The organism is Macrococcus brunensis (assembly GCF_004359615.1).
Classification (GTDB): Bacteria; Bacillota; Bacilli; order Staphylococcales; family Staphylococcaceae; genus Macrococcus; species Macrococcus brunensis.
In genome coordinates this window covers 51,761-70,108 of record NZ_SCWA01000009.1, presented here as the reverse complement: position 1 = coordinate 70,108, position 18,348 = coordinate 51,761, and the positions used below count along the sequence as shown (strand labels likewise).

The following is an 18,348-nucleotide window of genomic DNA, read 5'->3' as shown; positions in this document are numbered from 1 at the left end:
ATGAGTCGTAAAGAATCGAGAGAACATGCAGTAAAAGTACTATTTCAGATGGAGACAAAAGAGCCGATAGAGGCATCTGATGCCAAGCGCTTTATTCTTGAAGCGAATGAACAGGATCAGTTTATGGATGAACTGGTGGAAGGCGTTAAAAATAACCAGGATGCCATTGATGAAGCGATTAGACCGCATCTTAAGCAGTGGACCTTAGAACGACTGACTAAAATTGACCGCGTCCTGCTGCGCCTTGCTGTCTATGAGCTGCTTTATACAGATGTACCTGATAAAGTGGCCGTCAACGAAGCAGTTAACTTATCCAAGGAATATGGAGACGATGACAGCTATAAATTTATTAACGGTGTTCTGAGTGAAGTCATCAAGCAAAAACAATGACGCAGTATCTCTCTATAGGTGCTCTGACGCAGTACATTAAAGCAAAATTTGACCGCGACCCTTATCTGGAGAAGGTCTATATTAAAGGTGAGCTGTCTAATGTTAAGCATCATTCAAGCGGCCACCTTTATTTTGCCCTGAAAGACGGCAGTGCAGTGATGAACGGCATGATGTTTAAGCGTGATGCAACCCGTCTGAATTTTACACCTAAAGAAGGAGACGGTGTTCTGATTACTGGGCGCGTTTCTGTATACGAAAGCAGAGGCAGCTATCAGTTATATGCGGACAGTATGTCACTGGACGGTGTCGGCCAGCTGTATGAAAAACTGGAAGCATTGAAAAAAGAGTTTAAGCAGAAAGGTTATTTTGCAGAGGCGCACAAAAAGAAGCTCCCTAAATATCCATCTGCGATTGCCGTGCTGACCGCATCGACTGGTGCCGCAGTGCGAGACATTGAAACAACGCTTAAAAGACGCTATCCGCTTGCTGAAGTGCATTATATTTCTACTCTCGTTCAGGGTAACGGCGCTGCGAGTGATATCGTCAAAAATATCAGACAGGCCGATGATCTTGGTGTAGATGTCATCATCGTTGGACGTGGTGGCGGCTCGATTGAAGATTTATGGGCATTCAATGAAAAAGAAGTAGTTGAAGCCATTTTTCAGGCGAAGACACCTATTATTTCAGCTGTGGGTCATGAAACTGATACGACACTCAGTGATTACGTCGCTGACATGCGAGCACCGACACCCACAGGAGCAGCTGTAATGGCGACACCCGACCAGATGGACCTGATGCAGCAGCTGAAGTCAACTGATCTTTTCCTGAATCAGCGTCTAACGCAGCATGTACGATTCCAGAATGAAAGACTGTCTCGTTTTCAGAATCATCCTTTATTCAGAAATCCATTGATGATGATTGAACAGAAACAGCAGCGGATAGATGAAACAGAGCAAAAACTGCAGTATCTGCTCAAGCATCGTTTCAGTCTTCACCGTGAACGATTTATACGTCTTGAAGTCAAGTTGACGCCTGACCGTCTGAGTCATAAGCTGCAGCTGTTCCGTTCACAAGAAAAAGAACTGAGTCTGCAGATGAATCAGATGCTTAACCAGAAAATTAGCAGAGCGGCACATCAGCTGGATCTGCAGTCCCGTCTTCTCGGCAGCCTCAATCCGACAGGTATACTGGAGCGCGGCTATAGTATTGTCCGTAACAATGAAGGGATTGTCAGTCACATCGATGAGCTTAGAACAAATGAAAAAATACATATCCAGCTGTCAGACGGTACGGCTGAGGCAACTGTGAATTCAGTAAAGGAGAATACGCATGGCTAAAAATTTTGAAACGATGATGACAGAACTGGAGTCCATCGTCAATAAACTGGATAATGATCAAGTCTCTCTTGAAGAGTCTATCGAACTGTATGAAAAAGGTGTAGCGTTATCAAAAGCCTGTCAGGAACAGCTGGTTCAGGCAGAGAAGAAAATCAATCAGTTAAGTTCAGCAGAGGAAGCAGAATGACAGCTAAAGAACAGGTAGAACAGTATCTGTCAGGTTTATACGACCAGCCAGTCAGCCAGGTTTTAGATGACTCGATGACCTATTCATTACTTGCAGGCGGTAAACGCATCAGACCAGTGCTTCTTTTTTCAACGCTTGAATTGTTTGGGGTTCCTGCTGACAAAGGACTAAAAACAGCAGCAGCTATTGAGATGATACACACATATTCTCTGATTCATGATGATCTGCCGGCGATGGATGATGATGATTACAGACGAGGAAAGCTGACAAATCATAAAGTATTCGGCGAAGCGGTTGCTATTCTGGCGGGAGATGGATTACTGACTGATAGTTTTCATCAAATCAGCGGGGATGACAGTCTGACAGCAGAGCAGCGCATGAAACTGATTACAGTGGTTTCAGGTGCGGCAGGTAGCAGAGGAATGGTCGGCGGCCAGATGCTCGATATGGTTGCAGAAGATAAAGAGCTGACCATTGATGAGCTGAAGACTGTCCATCGTCATAAGACAGGTGATTTAATACGGGCCTGTTTCGAATGTGCAGGCATTATTGCAGATCAGTCTGATGCTGTAATCCAGAAGCTGGTCAAGATAGGCGGAAATTTTGGTCTGATCTTTCAGATTAAAGACGATATTTTGGACGTTGAAGGCAGCTTTGAGAAGATGGGTAAATCTGCCGGCAGCGATGTTTCAAAAGATAAATCCACATATGTCTCACTACTCGGTTTGACAGGTGCAAAAGAAGCGATGCAGGAGATGGTCACTGAAACAGAACAGATGATTCATGAACTATCTGATGGAAATGCATCTCTTCTTGATCTGCTTCACTATATCACATCACGTGAAAACTAAAAAAAGCCGTTATGGCTTTTTTGTTCATTATGGCTGACAATGCTATAATAAAACTTAATTAATAAATGAGACTGTAGGTGGAAAACTCATGGATGTTGGCAAAATTAAGACTCCATCAGATATTAAAAGTCTGTCAGACGAGGAGCTAATCCAGTTAAGTAAAGAAATTAGAAAATTTTTAATAGAAAAATGTGCAGTAACTGGTGGACATATAGGTGCAAACCTGGGGGTTGTTGAGTTGACACTTGCACTGCATAAACATTTTGACAGTCCGAAAGACAAACTGATTTTCGATGTCGGGCACCAGGCTTATATCCACAAAATTTTGACCGGCCGGGCAGACCAGTTTGATCAGTTGAGACAACATAATGGTTTAAGCGGGTTTCCTAAACGTTCAGAAAGTGAACATGATGTTTGGGAGGCTGGCCATAGCTCGACATCATTATCGGCTGCGATGGGGATGGCGAAGGCACGTGATATTATGGGTGAGTCTTATCACGTCGTCCCTATTATTGGCGACGGTGCACTGACTGGTGGTATGGCGCTTGAAGCACTCAACCATATCGGTCACGATAAAACCAATATGACGATCATTCTGAATGATAACGAAATGAGTATTGCGCCAAACGTCGGTGCTATGCATAATATGTTCGGACGTCTTCGTACCAATCAGAATTATAATCGTGCTAAAGTGGACATCGACGGCTTCCTGAGCAAGCTGCCGGGCGGCCATAAACTTCGTGATTCCGCAGACCGGATTAAAGACAGCCTGAAATATTTAGTTGTCTCAGGTGTCTTTTTTGAGGAACTGGGCATCAAATATATCGGTCCCGTTGACGGCCACAGCTTCCGGGAACTTGGCGAAGCAATTGAAACATCTAAACGTATCAATGGTCCTGTCCTGATTCATGTGATCACTAAAAAAGGTAAAGGTTATGAACATGCCGAAAATGATAAGATTGGAACGTGGCATGGACTTGGGCCATATAAACTGGATACAGGTGAACAGATTAAAGGGAATGCCACTGCACCGAGCTGGAGCCAGCTGATGAGTGATAATGTCATGGCCCTTGCTGAGAAAGATAAAAGAATCGTTGCCATTACACCTGCGATGCCAGTAGGCAGTAAACTGACGAAGTTTCAGCAGCAATTACCAGATCAGTTCTTTGATGTCGGAATTGCCGAACAGCATGCTGTGACAATGGCAGGGGGGCTTGCTGCTAACGGGATGCTGCCTTATGTCGCCATCTATTCGACATTTATGCAGCGTGCCTATGACCAGGTTCTCCATGATATTGACCGTCAGAATCTGCATGTTGTTTTTGGTATTGATCGCTCAGGACTCGTCGGTGCTGATGGAGAAACACACCAGGGGGTATTTGATATACCATTTCTGACCCATCTGCCGAACATGACTGTTATGATGCCAAAAGACGAGGACGAAGCGGCTAAGATGGTTTACAGTGCTTTTAATGACTATAGTGGTCCACTTGCCATTCGCTATCCTCGCGGTAACGGGCTGGGAGTAGAAGTCACAGAAAAGTCTGATGGAGTTCCATACGGCAAGTGGGAAGTTCTGCGAGAAGGTCAGGACGCAGCGATTCTGTCATTTGGGCCGACACTCCAGCCGATTCTTGAAGCACAGGAGATTCTTTTAAAAGAAGGTATTAATATCGAAGTGGTCAATGCACGTTTCATTAAACCGCTTGATACTGAATATCTCAATCAGTTAAGCGCACGCGGGATTCCTGTTATGACAGTAGAAGAATCCATTCTGACAGGCGGTTTCGGCTCTCTTGTTGTTAGTTATTTCAATGACAATGGTGATGAGGTTCCTGTAAAAAGACTGGGTATACAGGATGAATATATTGAGCAAGGTGAAGTAGACTTGTTACTTCAGGAGATTGGACTGACAACTGCTCATTTTGTCGATGAGATCAAGCAGATGGTACAGAATGAAAAAACAGAGGATTGATGAATGGCTCGTAGAACGAGAATACTTTGAGAGTCTTGATGAAGCACGGCGGTATATTATGGCGGGTAAGGTGCTGAATGAGCATGAACGTATTCATTCCGGAGCTGAAAAAATCAATCCCGCTGATGCTAAAATCAGAATCAAAGGGTTAGATAAACGGTATGTCAGTCGAGGAGGTCTGAAACTGGAGAAGGCAATTCGTGAATTTAATCTTCAGTTACAGGACCGTATTCATGTCGATATCGGGTCTTCTACAGGCGGATTCACCGATTGTGCGCTGCAGAACGGCGTCAGAAAAAGTTATGCTATTGATGTAGGAACTAATCAGCTTGCCTATAGCTTGCGGATAGATCCAAGGGTGACCGTCATGGAACAGACTAATTTCCGCTTTGTGACTAGTGAAAGTTTCTCTGAGACACCTGACTTTGCTTCGATAGATGTCAGTTTTATATCGTTATCATTGATTTTACCGAAGCTTCATACGATTTTAAAGCCTGGCGGTGAAGTCGTTGCACTCATAAAGCCGCAGTTTGAAGCCCATAGAGAAGAAGTGGGCGAAAAAGGTGTTGTCCATAATAGACAGGTCCACAAAAGAGTCATAAAAGAGGTTATGACTTTTGCCGGGAAACATCACTTCAGTGCTGAAAAATTAACGGTATCACCTATTAAAGGTGCTAACGGAAATATTGAGTATTTGATCTATCTGGTCCATCAGGATAAACCCCATCTAATCGATGAGGATGATATAGAAGAAGTAACGATTGAAACAGCCGATTAATTTATTTTAATCGGTTATTTTATTAGGCAACTAGTCAGTTATATGCTAACATAATGTATAAATATACAGGGAGGTCCGTTATGGCGAATAAAACGATGCGTCAGATTAAAATCAGAGAGATTATCTCTAACCAGCAGATAGAGACACAGGAAGAGCTGGTAGAAAAACTGAATGAAGTCAACCTGAACGTGACGCAGGCGACTATTTCACGTGATATCAAGGAGCTTCAGCTGATTAAAATACCAACTCCAAGTGGACAATATGTATACAGTCTGCCTAAGGACCGTAAATTTCATCCATTAGATAAACTAGGACGTTATTTAATGGATTCATTCGTTAAACTGGACGGCACGTCAAATTTACTCGTTTTAAAGACTTTGCCTGGTAATGCACAGGCCATTGGCGCTATCCTGGATCAACTTGAATGGGAAGAAATTCTTGGTACCATCTGTGGGGATGATACATGCCTAATTATTTGTCGAGATGAGAAAGCCGGTAAAGTAGTCACTGAACGATTGTTCAATATGTTATAGTTGGGGGATTAATTTATGCTACAGACATTATCCATCAGGCAGTTTGCAATCATTGACGAACTGAGCATTGAAATCAAAGATGGACTGACGGTTCTCAGCGGGGAAACAGGTGCCGGTAAATCCATTATTATTGATGCTATTTCAATGCTGATTGGTGCAAGAGCCAGTCAGAACCTGGTTCGTCACGGTGAAAACAAGGCAGTCATTGAAGGGGTCTTTGATATTGATGACAACCCGAATGTCAGACAACTGCTTGAAGATAAAGAAATTGAGCAGGATGACTTTATGATTGTTAAACGTGAAATCATGAAAACAGGTAAAAGCATCTGTAAAATCAACAGCCAGACGGTCACGTTGACTGAACTGAAACAAGTGATGCAGGAGCTGCTTGATATACATGGCCAGCATGAGACGCAGCATTTACTGAAGTCTAAATATCATATCCGATTACTGGATGAGTTTTCAGGTGGACGCTATCAGCCGACAATAGATGAATACACAGCAGCGTTTAAAATCTATCAGGAAAAGAAAGAAGAGCTGAGAAAACTCGAACAAAAAGATGAGTCGCTGCTCCAGCGCCTGGATTTAATTAAGTTTCAGCATAACGAGCTGACGCAGGCTAAACTTGTAGCGGGTGAAGTCAATCAGCTGAAGGATGATATTAATCGGCTGCGTAACTTTGAGAAATTGAATAATGAACTGACGAAAACAGTAAGTTATTTAAGTGATGAAAACAATATCATCGATAAGATTTTTGATTTTAATGAGTCACTGAAGGAAATTGATGAGATTCTAAAGGGTCAGTACACCTCTCTGCTGGAAGAAACAAGTAGTGTCTATTATCTGCTTGAAGATGCCAAGCACCGTCTATACGATGAACTGACATCCAATGAATACGACGAAAATCTTCTGAATGAAATGGAAGCAAGAATGAACCTGATTCAGCAGTTCGAACGTAAATATGGGAAAAACCATGATGAACTGATTCTTCTAATAGCAGAACTTGAAACAGAGATCAATCAGATAGAGAATCTGGAAGAAAGCACTTCGCAGCTGAAAAAAGAGATAGAAGACCAGTACCAGGCAGTGCTCAAAATAGGGTCTCAGTTATCAAAAGAACGCCGTACAGATGCACTAGAACTGCGTAATAAAATTCTTGATGAAATTCATCATCTGGAGATGAAAAGTGCTAATTTCGAGATCGCATTTTCTAAGACTGAACCTACGTTAGCAGGGCTTGAGACAATAGAATTTATGATCAGCCCGAATAAGGGAGAACCTCTGAAAGGTCTGGAAAAGATTGCATCTGGTGGTGAACTGTCTCGGATCATGCTCGCTTTAAAGACTATTTTTGCAGAAAACAGGGGACAGACAGCTATTCTGTTTGATGAAGTAGATACAGGGGTCTCAGGTCGTGTCGCACAGAAAATGGCTGAAAAGATGAAACAGATTGCAGAGCATATACAAGTCATCTGTATTTCTCACTTACCACAAGTAGCGGCAATCAGTGACCATCATCTCTTCATTGAAAAGCATGAGCGTGATGATCGAACGATCACTACAGTGACAGAACTGACTGGAGATGACAAAGTAAAAGAGGTTGCACGTATGATATCTGGCGTTGAAGTGACACCTCTGACGCTGGAGCACGCAGCTGAACTCATCTCTCAGAATAAAGATTAAAATAAAGGATGAGACAAATGGCAATCCGAGTAGCAATAATAGAAGATTCACAGGAACTGGCAGCTGGTATCCATCGCTATCTGACTTCACAGGGGATGATTGTGACCGATGTAGCAAATGATGGGCAGCAGGGTCAGGAAATAATTCAGAGGGGTAATTTTGATGTTCTGCTGCTGGATCTTATACTGCCGAATATTGATGGTTTAACTCTTCTGAAAAATGACATTCCAGCAGATCGGTCTTATAAGGTAATTTGCTTCTCCGCTTTTGGCAAGGAATCCATTTTGAATGAAGCATTGACGCTAGGTGGCGATTACTTCCTGTTAAAGCCTGTTAAGCTTGAAGTGATTGCACAGACAATTCTTCGCATGACAGAACAGAAAGATTCAGATTTAATAAAGGACTATTTTGCGCAGCGTTTAAAAGGGACACAGTATATATATGAAGCGCTGAATATACTTGAGCAGGATCCATCAAAGATTAATCATCTAACAGGAGAACTTTATCCTGAGATTGCGCGAAAGTTTGATGTCAATAAAGCTACAATTGAACGAGCGATCAGACATGCGATCGAAAAAGCATGGAATAACGGTCTTGAGCAGCACTGGCAGGCAGAAGGAAAAATGGTACGACCAACTACGGGTGAATTACTCGAATATCTGATGAGGTAAATCATGAAAATCATTGCACATAGAGGATACAGAGCGAAGTATACCGAGAATACGATGACGGCATTCAGGAAAGCCATTCAATACGGTGCAGAAGGGATAGAACTTGATATTCATCTGTCGTCAGATGGTGAGATTGTTGTCTTTCATGATGACCATTTCAAACGCATGGCAGGACACGCGGGATTCGTCCATGAGATGGATTATAATGCCATCCGCAAAATTAAGCTGTATTCGAAAGCTGTCAGAAAAGAAAGTGTACCTAAGCTGGTTGAAATACTGGAACTTTTAAAAGAGACCTCACTTCTATTAAATATTGAAATAAAAGCTGTCACTGATGGCATTCTGGAGGAGAAACTGACTCATTTACTTAAAAATTATGAGACTTCGCAGATCGTCATATCAAGTTTTCATCCTGAAACGATTCTGAAGATGAAGCAGCTTGCTCCAGAGATAGAGACTGCACTTCTCTATACTAAATATATTGACCAGCCCTGGCTGTTAAAAGAACGATATCTTTTTGATGCGATACATACAGATACAAACTATACGTCGCGTGAGTATGCAGCACTCATTCAGTCACATGGTATACCCGTACGTATCTACACAGTGAACAAGGAGCGTGATCTGAAATACTGGCTGGAGTCGGATGTAGATGCCATTATTACAGATGAAGTAGAACTCGCACTCAAACTGAAAAAAGAGAAGTAACCTCGGTTACTTCTCTTTTTTAGATACCCGGTTGTTTCGCTTTTCCATGTGCAGGATATAACCGCCGACAAAGGCGATGCCGAGCACTGAAAAGATAGCACCCAGTAAAAATTGCAGCCAGATATAGTGCAGCTCAGGAACAAGAACACCGAATACAGCATCTCTCATCCATTTAATGCCGAGACCAGCAAGATAAATGGGTATAATCAGCACAATAAGCGCTAGAATTTTTTGCATAATATCACCTGCACATATTATAACTGAATGAGTGAGAAATAAAAACAAGTATCTTTTTAATTTTCTAATTACTATTTTAATATAATTTAATAAAAGTGATGATTAAAATAAAACTTAAATGTAAACGCTTTATTAATTTAAAGTGGTAATAATAAACACTTCTAAAGCCTGATTCAATTATAGTTTTAATATTAAAGTTTTTATGCAATAATATTATTGTAATAACTGAGAAATCACGAAAAGGGGTAAGAAAATGATTTTTGAAACTTTAGAGCAGTATGATTATGAGCAAGTGGTATTTTGTCAGGATAAAGCAAGCGGTCTGAAAGCGATTATCGCCATCCATGATACAACGCTTGGTCCGGCCCTTGGAGGCTGCCGTATGTGGCCTTATCAATCTGAAGAAGAAGCGATTGAAGATGCCCTGCGTTTAGCTCGAGGAATGACTTATAAAAATGCGGCAGCAGGTCTTAATTTAGGTGGCGCTAAAACGGTTATCATCGGCGACCCTAAGAAAGATAAATCTGAAGCACTTTTCAGAGCACTTGGCAGATATATTGAAAGCTTAAATGGTCGTTATATCACAGCAGAAGATGTGGGGACTTCTGTGACGGATATGGATACGATTCACGAGGAAACAGACTTTGTAGTCGGACTGTCTGAAAGCTATGGTTCATCAGGCAACCCGAGTCCTGTTACCGCATACGGCGTTTACCAGGCAATGAAACGTACAGCTAAAGAAGCATTTGGCACAGATTCACTGAAGGGTCTGAAAGTGACTGTTCAGGGAGTAGGGAACGTTTCTTATAAACTCTGTGAATATCTGCATGAAGAAGGTGCAGAACTGATTGTGACGGACATCTTCCAGGAATCTATTGACCGTGCTGTCAATGCCTTTGGTGCAACTGCAGTAGAACCCGATGCGATTTACGGTGTTGAAGCAGATATATTTGCCCCGTGTGCACTCGGCGGTATTCTGAATGACGAAACTATTCCTCAGCTAAAAGTGAAAGCGGTTTGTGGCAGTGCGAACAACCAGCTGAAAGACATGGAGAAACACAGTGCTCAGCTTGCCGACAGAAATATTATCTATGCACCTGACTTTGTGGCTAATTCCGGTGGCGTCATCAATGTAGCAGACGAACTTCATGGCTATAATGAAAAACGTGCGACAGATAAAGTGAAAGAAATCTATAATCAGATGGATAAAATCTTTGAAATAGCGAAACGTGATTATATTTCAACAGCTTTAGCGGCTGAAAAAATGGCAGAAGAACGTATCGATCAGATGATGCGCGTCAGAAGTACATTCAGCCGTCATGAACATTCACTTATTTCAAGAAGATAAACCTGTATGGTAGATATCTCTTCAAAGTTTAGGTAAGATAAGGGTATCAAAAATTGAAGAGGTGCTTAGTATGGAAATGGATTTTAATCTCTATATGAACGAAGTCGTTGATACTGCAAGACAGGAAATAGAGAATGCAGGTTATCAGCAGTTAAAAACATCAGATGAAGTAAATGAGGCGTTCAGTAAACCAGGTACGACATTTGTCATGGTTAACTCTGTATGTGGCTGTGCAGGCGGCATTGCTCGACCAGCTGCTGCTCATGCGCTTCATTACGATAAATTACCTGATCAGCTTGTCACTGTATTTGCAGGACAGGATAAAGAAGCGACGGCTACAGCTCGTGACTATTTTGAAGGTTATCCACCATCAAGTCCGTCATTTGCCCTTCTTAAAGACGGTAAAATCATTTCTATGATTGAGCGTCACGAAATAGAAGGACACGATCCAATGAGTGTTATCACGAATATTCAAGCCCTATTCGAAGAATACGGGGAGGAAAGATAAGCCGAGGGAAACCTTGGCTTTATTTCATGAAGACCATTAAACTGAATCCTTATCGAATAGGCTATCGGACATTAAAGACAGCTTTCGGTATGGCAATCGCTGTCATCATTGCCAAGTATCTCGGAGTCGTCAATTTCTCATCTGCTGCTATTTTGGTAGTATTGTGTATCAAAAATACAAAAATGAAATCTGTACAGGCCGCATGGGCTCGTTTAATATCATGTCTGCTTGGCCTCATTTTTGCCAGTGCGATATTTGAACTGTTAGGCTATTATCCGCTGGTGCTTGGACTGGTTGTTCTACTTTTTATACCCACGACAGTCGTACTAGGTACACAGGAGGGTGTCGTGACCGCCTGTGTTATTATATTACATTGCTTTAACTCTAAAGGCGTTAGTGCCGGGTTCATATTGAATGAGACTTTACTGATTATAGTTGGGCTCTCCATTGCATTAGTACTCAATCTTTATATGCCGAACCGCGCAAAAGAACTGGATCTTTTCCGGACTAAGATTGAACAGGAGTTTCAGGTTATCATGTCTGAATTCAGTGAAGCGCTCAAATATGTCGATATTGAACTCGACCATAAACTGATCGACCAGGCACTGCTGACAATCGAGAAGGCGAAATCGGTGGCCTTTATGGATGTAGAAAATCATTTTGTAAGAAATCAGAACTCTTATTATCACTATTTCGATATGCGAAGCAAGCAGGCGAGACTTCTTCATCGCATGGTCGACCTCATCAATGACGTCAGCCGGTCAGAACAGCTTCATCTGCAACTGAGTGAATTGATACACGAAATGGGGCAGAACATTTCAAGTAATGATCATACTGCCATCAGATTGCATGATCTCTATGCGATTCAGCTTGAGATGAGAGAGCATCCTCTGCCAGATAATTATGAGGCGCTGCATTCAAGAGCCTCTGCTTTTCAGTTGTTAAGAGAGCTGGAAGCCTACTTGATTATTAAATCTAAGTTTGGTTCTTTAAGAAAATAAAAAAGTAATCTACTTTTGTAGATTACATCGTTAAAAAGGGTAAAACACTAGAGAGGATAAGCGCTGCAACAACAGCTATCAACAATAGGATAATCAAAATTCTTCTTGCGTTATTATTCATGATTGATTCCTTTCTATTTTTTTATTTATTATAACAAATTATTGAAATGATGAGGAGCGTTCGTATGTTAAACAAAGATCGATTAGTAGAAACCTTTTTAGAACTTGTACAGATTGACAGTGAAACGGGCCATGAAAGAGAGATAGCTGACCATCTGACGAAGTTAATGACAGATTTAGGTTACCATGTCATTGAAGATGACAGTCAGAAAGATACGGGCTTTGGTGCCGGAAATTTAATTATCAATATTGTAGGAGATGAATCCAGAAAACCGATTTATTTCTCCTGTCATATGGATACTGTGACTCCAGGTCAAGGGATTAAGCCAGTGATCAAAGATGAGGTCATTTACTCAGATGGCACGACGATTCTTGGTGCAGATGACAAAGCAGGGATTGCTGTTCTGCTCGAAACATTAAAAGTTATTAAAGAAGAAAATATTGAACACGGTCCTCTGCAGATTGTGATTTCAGTAGGTGAGGAAAGTCAGCTGGTCGGTGCGAAAGCATTTGACTCTGAGTATCTGACAAGTGAGTTCGGCTATGCACTTGATTCTGGGAACGAAGTGGGGACTATTGTTACGGCGGCGCCAAGTCAGGCAAAACTGGAAGTCAATATCACAGGTAAGACAGCACATGCTGGACTTGCACCTGAAAATGGTATCAGTGCAATTAATATTGCTGCAAAAGCTGTCAGCCGTATGACTCTCGGACGTATTGACGCAGAAACAACTGCAAATATCGGACGTTTTGAAGGCGGTACTGTGACGAATATCGTGGCCGATAGCTGCTTTATTTTAGCAGAAGCACGTAGTTTAGACCAAAGTAAACTTGATCAGCAAGTGGCTCATATGAAAGAAACATTCGAACAGACAGCGTCTGAGATGGGTGGAAGTGCTGAAGTTAAAGTGACACCAAGCTATCCAGCATTCAATGTAGCTGAAAATAGTGAAGCGGTACAAGTGGCTAAGCAGGCAGCTAAAAATGTCGGACTGACACCTGTCTTAAAGAAAAGTGGCGGCGGTAGTGATGCCAATATCTTTAATGGCTTCGGAATTCCGACGCTCGTTCTTGCAGTCGGTTATCAGGACATTCACACGAAACAGGAAAAAATGCCGATCAGTGAACTTGTCAAACTAAATGAACAAGTACTTGAAATCATTAAGCTCGTATAAAATAAGAAAAACACCTGGTTACAGGTGTTTTTCTTCGTTTTGTCGTCTTAGTTCAGAAATCAACTGATTGTTCTGTTCAGTGAGTAGCTGGAAATGGCGTTCTTTTTGTTCATAACTTTTAGAGACCATTGAGTTCACCCACCAGACAATGAAAATAACGATTACAAAGGGAAGTATATAATAAACTAATGCAACTATGCTGAGCAAACCCATTCAATCTCCTCCATTACAGATATTTGAAACTATTATAACACATTCCAGTTGCATATTAGTATTCTTACGAGAACGCAACTCTCTTCTTAGTACGTCTAGAGGCTCTATGTTATAATAATGAAGAAAATGAATAGGAAAGAGGTATCTACATGACGAAACAACAAATAGGTGTCATCGGACTTGCCGTAATGGGTAAGAATCTGGCTTGGAATATTGAATCTAGAGGTTACACAGTATCTGTCTTTAACCGCTCACCCCAAAAGACAGAAGAAATGGTAGCTGAATCTGAAGGGAAGAATATTTTTCCGACTTATACACTGGAGGAATTTGTTCAGAGTCTTGAGACACCTCGTCGTATTCTGATGATGGTCAAAGCAGGAGAAGCAACCGATCATACAATTGAAAGTCTGATTCCGCATTTAGATAAAGGTGATATTTTAATTGACGGTGGGAATACGAATTATAACGATACGATCCGCCGTAATAAATATCTGTCAGGAAAAGGTCTTAATTTCATTGGTACAGGTGTCTCTGGTGGTGAAGAAGGCGCTCTTCACGGTCCATCTATAATGCCGGGCGGACAGAAAGAAGCTTATGAACTTGTACAACCTATTCTGGAGGATATCGCTGCTAAAGCTGAAGACGGTAAACCATGTGTCACTTATATCGGTCCGGACGGTGCGGGTCATTACGTAAAGATGGTGCATAACGGTATTGAATATGCAGATATGCAGCTGATTGCTGAAAGCTATAACTTGATGAAAAACGTTCTGAAAATGTCTCATGATGAGATTGCAGATACTTTTGCAGAATGGAATAGCGGAGAACTTGATTCTTACCTGATTGAAATCACAGCTGATATCTTCAGAAAACTGGACGAAGACGGGACACCACTTGTTGAGAAAGTGATGGATAAAGCAGGACAGAAAGGAACGGGTAAGTGGACATCTATCAATGCACTTGACCTGGGTATTCCACTGACAATCATCACTGAATCTGTATTTGCACGTTTCATTTCTTCACAGAAAGAAGAAAGAATAGCTGCTTCAAAAGCTTTTGATGCCCATGAATATGAATTCAAAGGTGATAAAGCAGAATTCCTTGAGCAAATCAGACAGGCACTTTACATGAGCAAAATCTGTAGTTACGCTCAAGGCTTCAGTCAGATGAAAGTCGCAAGTGAGACTAACAACTGGAACCTGCATTTAGGTGACTTAGCGATGATCTGGCGCGAAGGCTGTATCATCCGTGCACAGTTCCTGCAGAAGATTAAAGATGCTTATGATAACAATGCTGAACTGCAGAACTTATTATTAGATCCTTATTTCAATGGCATCGTTTCACAGTATAACGGTTCATTACGCCGCGTAGCAGGTGTTGCGATTGAAGCGGGCTTCCCAGTACCTTCTTTTGCAGCAGCCATCACATATTTCGACAGCTATCGAGCTGAAGATCTGCCGGCCAATCTGATTCAAGCGCAACGTGACTATTTCGGCGCTCACACATATGAACGCAAAGATAAAGAAGGTATTTTCCATACAGACTGGAAATAATCTTATAAAAAACCCCTGTAGACCAGCCTACAGGGGTTTTTTTAATCGATAGGTAAATGAAAGAGCACTTTGTTATATGGATTATCAAAATCAAGCGGCTCATTCAGCTGGATGATGTAGTAGTCGTTTTTTCTGTAGTTCAGCATGACGGCAACCTGCTGTTCTATAGACTGCCAGATTTCATTAAAAACATAGTCAAGATGACCTCTTTCCTTGAAAACCGCAAACGTCTGATGATGCAGATGCTCTGTCTCAAGGTCCGTAGAGGCATTACTCTCGATTCCGATAAAGACTTCTAATCCGTATGCATGTGGATGAATGACCACATATAACGGGACACGGTGGTTAGATGTGAGGTTCTGTATTTTGCCGTCTTCCTGGTAACTATATAAGAGATCAGCCAGCAGGAAATGATTGTACAGCTCTTTAGTACGTATCTGTTCCCGGTAACCTGTCATTCTTGCAAAATCACGAGATTGAATCAAGTAGGGGATAGGAGGTTCTTCTGTGACACTGAATTTTACGAAAAGACGGTTCAGTTGTTTCAGCTGATTTTGATGTGAACGAGCCTGAAGCGGCGATAAACCATGGTAATCCCTGAAATCATCACTGAACGCTGGAGCATCCGGGTATTGATATTGTCTGGCAATTTCAAGCAGACTGCTGCGACCGTCAACGAGTTCTGCAGCAGCTTCAGTGAGACGTCTATTTCTCATATATTCTTCTATATTCATCCCCGTGATCATCGTAAACGTCTGATTAAGATGGAAAGGGGATTCGCCGATATGCTGAGCTAATTCCTCCAGTTCAACTTGTTTAAGTAAATTATCTTCCAGGTAGACAATGGTCTGCTGAATCATTTTTAACGGTTCCATAGTGCCTCATTTCTAGATTTAACCAATCTGATAAATAACAATGACATCATCGGGGTCGTCCTGATAGTCGGCTAGTTCAATGCGATGAATTTCTGTAAAAAGTCCGAACTGCTCCAAGATGTCAATATATTCATGCTTTGCATAATATAATATCACAAACGCGCGTCTTTTGTACGGATAACTCGATAAGAAACGATGAATGATTGTTCTGAACAGTTCGCCTGAAAATGGATTAAAAAAGAACAATATACTTTCGCTGCCATCAAATTGATAGTCAAGTACGTTTAAATTGACAGCTTGAACCGGAAAACGCACGAGATCGATTTCAGGATAAAATGTCTGGCGGTACTGTTCGACATTTTGACGACTCGCCAGATACAATGCCTTGTTTAGTTCAATACCTGTCGACCTGATGCCGAGCAAATGGTGCATAGCGATGGGCACACGCATTAAACCCGAGCCGAAGTCAACAAAGTGATCATTTTTGATAAGATTGAGTAAATATTCGGCCAGCCGTTCAAGATCCGGATAGGCAGTTGCCTCATAACGATGGTAATGTTTTAATGTCGGAAAATGATGCTCTCCGTCATGAGTCATGATATTCAGTTCTTCATCTGACATGTTTTCCTCTCCTCAAAAAAAGCCTGAGACATAAGTCTCAAGCTGATTAAAAATCCCACCAGTGCAGATTATCACGTGTTAACAGCAGTTCACTTTTAACGGGCCCATTTGAGCCTGCCTGATAGTTAGGGAATGGGGCCGGGTGCTCTCGCCAGTACTGGTCAACAGTATCAACATAGCTCCATGTGGCTTTAAGTTCTTCCCAGTGCGTAAAGTTAGTCGCGTCACCTTTAAGACAGTCGTAGATCAATCCTTCATAAGCATCGACAGTGTTCATTTTATCCTGAGCGGTTAAGGCATAGGATAATTTGACAGGTTCTGTATCAATGCCTTCCACGTATTTACGGGCATTCAGATGAAGCTCTATCCCTTCATTTGGCTGAATGTTGATGACAAGAAGATTTGAATCCAGATGCTGGTCGCGTTTGTAATATAAGTTCATCGGGACTTCTTTGAATTCAACAACAACACGTATTTCTTTTTTCTTCATTCGTTTGCCGGTACGGATATAAAATGGCACCCCTGCCCAGCGGAAGTTGTCAATCATGACCTTTGCTGCGACGAATGTAGGCGTGTTTGATTCTGGATTAACATTTTCTTCATCGCGGTACTTAGGAACGGCTTCACCGTTAACAGTTCCTTTGTCATACTGACCGCGCACAAAGTAACTACGTACTTCAGAAGGTTTAACTTGTCTGATAGAACGGAGTGCTTTTACTTTTTCATTTCTGATATCATCAGATTCAAGTGAGATAGGAGGCTCCATTGCAAGAAGTGATACAATCTGCAGCATGTGATTCTGCACCATATCCTTCAGTGCGCCGCTGTTATCATAATAACCGCCTCTATCTTCAACACCTAAAGTTTCTGATGAAGTTACCTGTATGTTAGAAATGTATTTATTATTCCAGAGCGGTTCAAACATCGCATTACTGAACCGAAGAATCTCAATATTCTGTACCATATCTTTGCCGAGATAATGGTCTATACGGTAGATTTCCTCTTCTTTGAATGAACGCGTAATCTGAGCGTTCAGTGCTTCTGCTGACTTCAGGTCAGTACCGAACGGTTTCTCAATAATCAGACGAGTGAAGCCATCAGTATCCGTCAGACCGCTTTCTTTCAGCGCATCAGTAACTGTTCCAAAGAATTCCGGAGCCATCGCCAGATAGAATAATCTATTGCCGGCTAGTTTGTACTCTGCATCAAGCTCCTCGGAGAAGGATAACAGTTTCTTGTAGCTTTCAATATTATTGACATCATGAGATTGATAGTAGACATGCGTCATGAAGTCATCAATACGATCCGTATCTTTGACGTGTTTCGTAATGGAAGCCTTGATTTCCTCTCTGAACTTCGCATTATCCCAGTTTCGACGACCAATACCGATAATCGCAATATGCTCATTCAGATTACCCTGTTGAAAAAGGTGGAATAATGATGGGAATAATTTGCGGTGACTTAAGTCACCTGTAGCTCCAAAAATAGTGATAAGACAAGGAATATTCTGCTTTTCAATATCCATCTATGGGACCTCGATTCGTTTAAATTCCTTATTATTTTTTCATACAATGACTTAAAATA

Annotated in this window: 20 protein-coding genes; 15 read left to right on the top strand and 5 right to left on the bottom strand. The window is 41.6% G+C overall.

Annotated elements, in window-relative coordinates:
* The 10 genes from nusB (at nucleotide 1) to ERX27_RS06275 (ending at nucleotide 9,113) form a co-directional block, all read left to right on the top strand.
* Nucleotides 1–390: a transcription antitermination factor NusB gene (gene nusB / locus ERX27_RS06320; RefSeq protein WP_133431992.1), complete on the top strand. Its 390-nt coding sequence runs from the start codon at nucleotides 1–3 to the stop codon at nucleotides 388–390.
* Complete coding sequence (gene xseA, locus ERX27_RS06315; protein ID WP_133431991.1) at nucleotides 387–1,727, top strand: exodeoxyribonuclease VII large subunit; 1,341 nt, start codon at nucleotides 387–389, stop codon at nucleotides 1,725–1,727. Before nusB ends, xseA begins: the two co-directional genes overlap by 4 nt.
* Nucleotides 1,720–1,914: an exodeoxyribonuclease VII small subunit gene (xseB, locus tag ERX27_RS06310; protein ID WP_133431990.1), complete on the top strand. Its 195-nt coding sequence runs from the start codon at nucleotides 1,720–1,722 to the stop codon at nucleotides 1,912–1,914. The genes xseA and xseB overlap by 8 nt, the downstream gene beginning before the upstream one ends.
* Nucleotides 1,911–2,765 carry a polyprenyl synthetase family protein gene (locus ERX27_RS06305; protein WP_133431989.1) on the top strand — a complete coding sequence of 285 codons (855 nt, stop codon included), beginning with the start codon at nucleotides 1,911–1,913 and terminating at the stop codon, nucleotides 2,763–2,765. The genes xseB and ERX27_RS06305 overlap by 4 nt, the downstream gene beginning before the upstream one ends.
* An 88-nt stretch (nucleotides 2,766–2,853) precedes the next feature.
* The gene (gene dxs, locus ERX27_RS06300) at nucleotides 2,854–4,740 is read left to right on the top strand and encodes a 1-deoxy-D-xylulose-5-phosphate synthase (RefSeq protein WP_133431988.1); all 1,887 of its coding nucleotides are present in this window, start codon (nucleotides 2,854–2,856) and stop codon (nucleotides 4,738–4,740) included.
* Nucleotides 4,721–5,518 (top strand): TlyA family RNA methyltransferase, encoded by a 798-nt coding sequence (locus tag ERX27_RS06295; protein WP_133431987.1) that lies wholly within the window; start codon nucleotides 4,721–4,723, stop codon nucleotides 5,516–5,518. The genes dxs and ERX27_RS06295 overlap by 20 nt, the downstream gene beginning before the upstream one ends.
* 80 nt (nucleotides 5,519–5,598) lie before the next feature.
* Complete coding sequence (gene ahrC, locus ERX27_RS06290; RefSeq protein ID WP_133431986.1) at nucleotides 5,599–6,051, top strand: transcriptional regulator AhrC/ArgR; 453 nt, start codon at nucleotides 5,599–5,601, stop codon at nucleotides 6,049–6,051.
* A gap of 15 nt (nucleotides 6,052–6,066) precedes the next feature.
* Nucleotides 6,067–7,734 (top strand): DNA repair protein RecN, encoded by a 1,668-nt coding sequence (gene recN, locus ERX27_RS06285; protein WP_133431985.1) that lies wholly within the window; start codon nucleotides 6,067–6,069, stop codon nucleotides 7,732–7,734.
* A gap of 17 nt (nucleotides 7,735–7,751) precedes the next feature.
* Nucleotides 7,752–8,405, top strand: a complete 654-nt coding sequence (locus ERX27_RS06280; RefSeq protein WP_165983107.1) for a response regulator — start codon at nucleotides 7,752–7,754, stop codon at nucleotides 8,403–8,405.
* Nucleotides 8,406–8,408: 3 nt separating this feature from the next.
* Nucleotides 8,409–9,113 (top strand): glycerophosphodiester phosphodiesterase family protein, encoded by a 705-nt coding sequence (locus ERX27_RS06275; RefSeq protein ID WP_133431983.1) that lies wholly within the window; start codon nucleotides 8,409–8,411, stop codon nucleotides 9,111–9,113.
* Nucleotides 9,114–9,119: 6 nt separating this feature from the next.
* Here ERX27_RS06275 and ERX27_RS06270 read toward each other — a convergent pair whose 3' ends face one another.
* On the bottom strand, nucleotides 9,120–9,350 hold the full coding sequence (locus ERX27_RS06270) for a DUF2627 domain-containing protein (protein ID WP_133431982.1): 231 nt from the start codon (nucleotides 9,348–9,350) through the stop codon (nucleotides 9,120–9,122).
* Nucleotides 9,351–9,603: 253 nt separating this feature from the next.
* On the opposite strand from ERX27_RS06270, the gene ERX27_RS06265 reads away from it, so the two are divergent.
* From ERX27_RS06265 to ERX27_RS06250, 4 genes are all read left to right on the top strand, one after another.
* Nucleotides 9,604–10,698, top strand: coding sequence for a Glu/Leu/Phe/Val dehydrogenase dimerization domain-containing protein (locus tag ERX27_RS06265; protein WP_133431981.1), 1,095 nt, complete (start codon nucleotides 9,604–9,606; stop codon nucleotides 10,696–10,698).
* Nucleotides 10,699–10,768: 70 nt separating this feature from the next.
* Nucleotides 10,769–11,206 (top strand): BrxA/BrxB family bacilliredoxin, encoded by a 438-nt coding sequence (locus tag ERX27_RS06260; RefSeq protein WP_133431980.1) that lies wholly within the window; start codon nucleotides 10,769–10,771, stop codon nucleotides 11,204–11,206.
* Nucleotides 11,207–11,232: 26 nt separating this feature from the next.
* Entirely contained in the window at nucleotides 11,233–12,207 is a 975-nt protein-coding gene (locus ERX27_RS06255) for an aromatic acid exporter family protein (RefSeq protein WP_133431979.1), read from the top strand.
* Between the two features lie 185 nt (nucleotides 12,208–12,392).
* On the top strand, nucleotides 12,393–13,502 hold the full coding sequence (locus ERX27_RS06250; RefSeq protein ID WP_133431978.1) for a M20/M25/M40 family metallo-hydrolase: 1,110 nt from the start codon (nucleotides 12,393–12,395) through the stop codon (nucleotides 13,500–13,502).
* A gap of 18 nt (nucleotides 13,503–13,520) precedes the next feature.
* On the opposite strand, the gene ERX27_RS06245 is transcribed toward ERX27_RS06250, so the two are convergent.
* A complete protein-coding gene (locus ERX27_RS06245; protein WP_133431977.1) occupies nucleotides 13,521–13,715 on the bottom strand; it encodes a hypothetical protein in 195 nt (64 codons plus the stop codon).
* Between the two features lie 149 nt (nucleotides 13,716–13,864).
* Here ERX27_RS06245 and gndA point away from each other — a divergent pair, with 149 nt between their 5' ends.
* Nucleotides 13,865–15,268, top strand: coding sequence for an NADP-dependent phosphogluconate dehydrogenase (gene gndA / locus ERX27_RS06240; RefSeq protein WP_133431976.1), 1,404 nt, complete (start codon nucleotides 13,865–13,867; stop codon nucleotides 15,266–15,268).
* 41 nt (nucleotides 15,269–15,309) lie between these two features.
* On the opposite strand, the gene ERX27_RS06235 is transcribed toward gndA, so the two are convergent.
* Genes ERX27_RS06235 through zwf form a run of 3 tightly spaced genes read right to left on the bottom strand, consistent with a single transcriptional unit; the run spans nucleotide 15,310 to nucleotide 18,289 of the window.
* On the bottom strand, nucleotides 15,310–16,143 hold the full coding sequence (locus ERX27_RS06235; RefSeq protein WP_133431975.1) for a helix-turn-helix domain-containing protein: 834 nt from the start codon (nucleotides 16,141–16,143) through the stop codon (nucleotides 15,310–15,312).
* A gap of 18 nt (nucleotides 16,144–16,161) precedes the next feature.
* Nucleotides 16,162–16,764, bottom strand: coding sequence for a hypothetical protein (locus ERX27_RS06230; RefSeq protein WP_133431974.1), 603 nt, complete (start codon nucleotides 16,762–16,764; stop codon nucleotides 16,162–16,164).
* Between the two features lie 46 nt (nucleotides 16,765–16,810).
* The gene (gene zwf, locus ERX27_RS06225; protein ID WP_133431973.1) at nucleotides 16,811–18,289 is read right to left on the bottom strand and encodes a glucose-6-phosphate dehydrogenase; all 1,479 of its coding nucleotides are present in this window, start codon (nucleotides 18,287–18,289) and stop codon (nucleotides 16,811–16,813) included.
* Nucleotides 18,290–18,348: the final 59 nt, after the last annotated feature.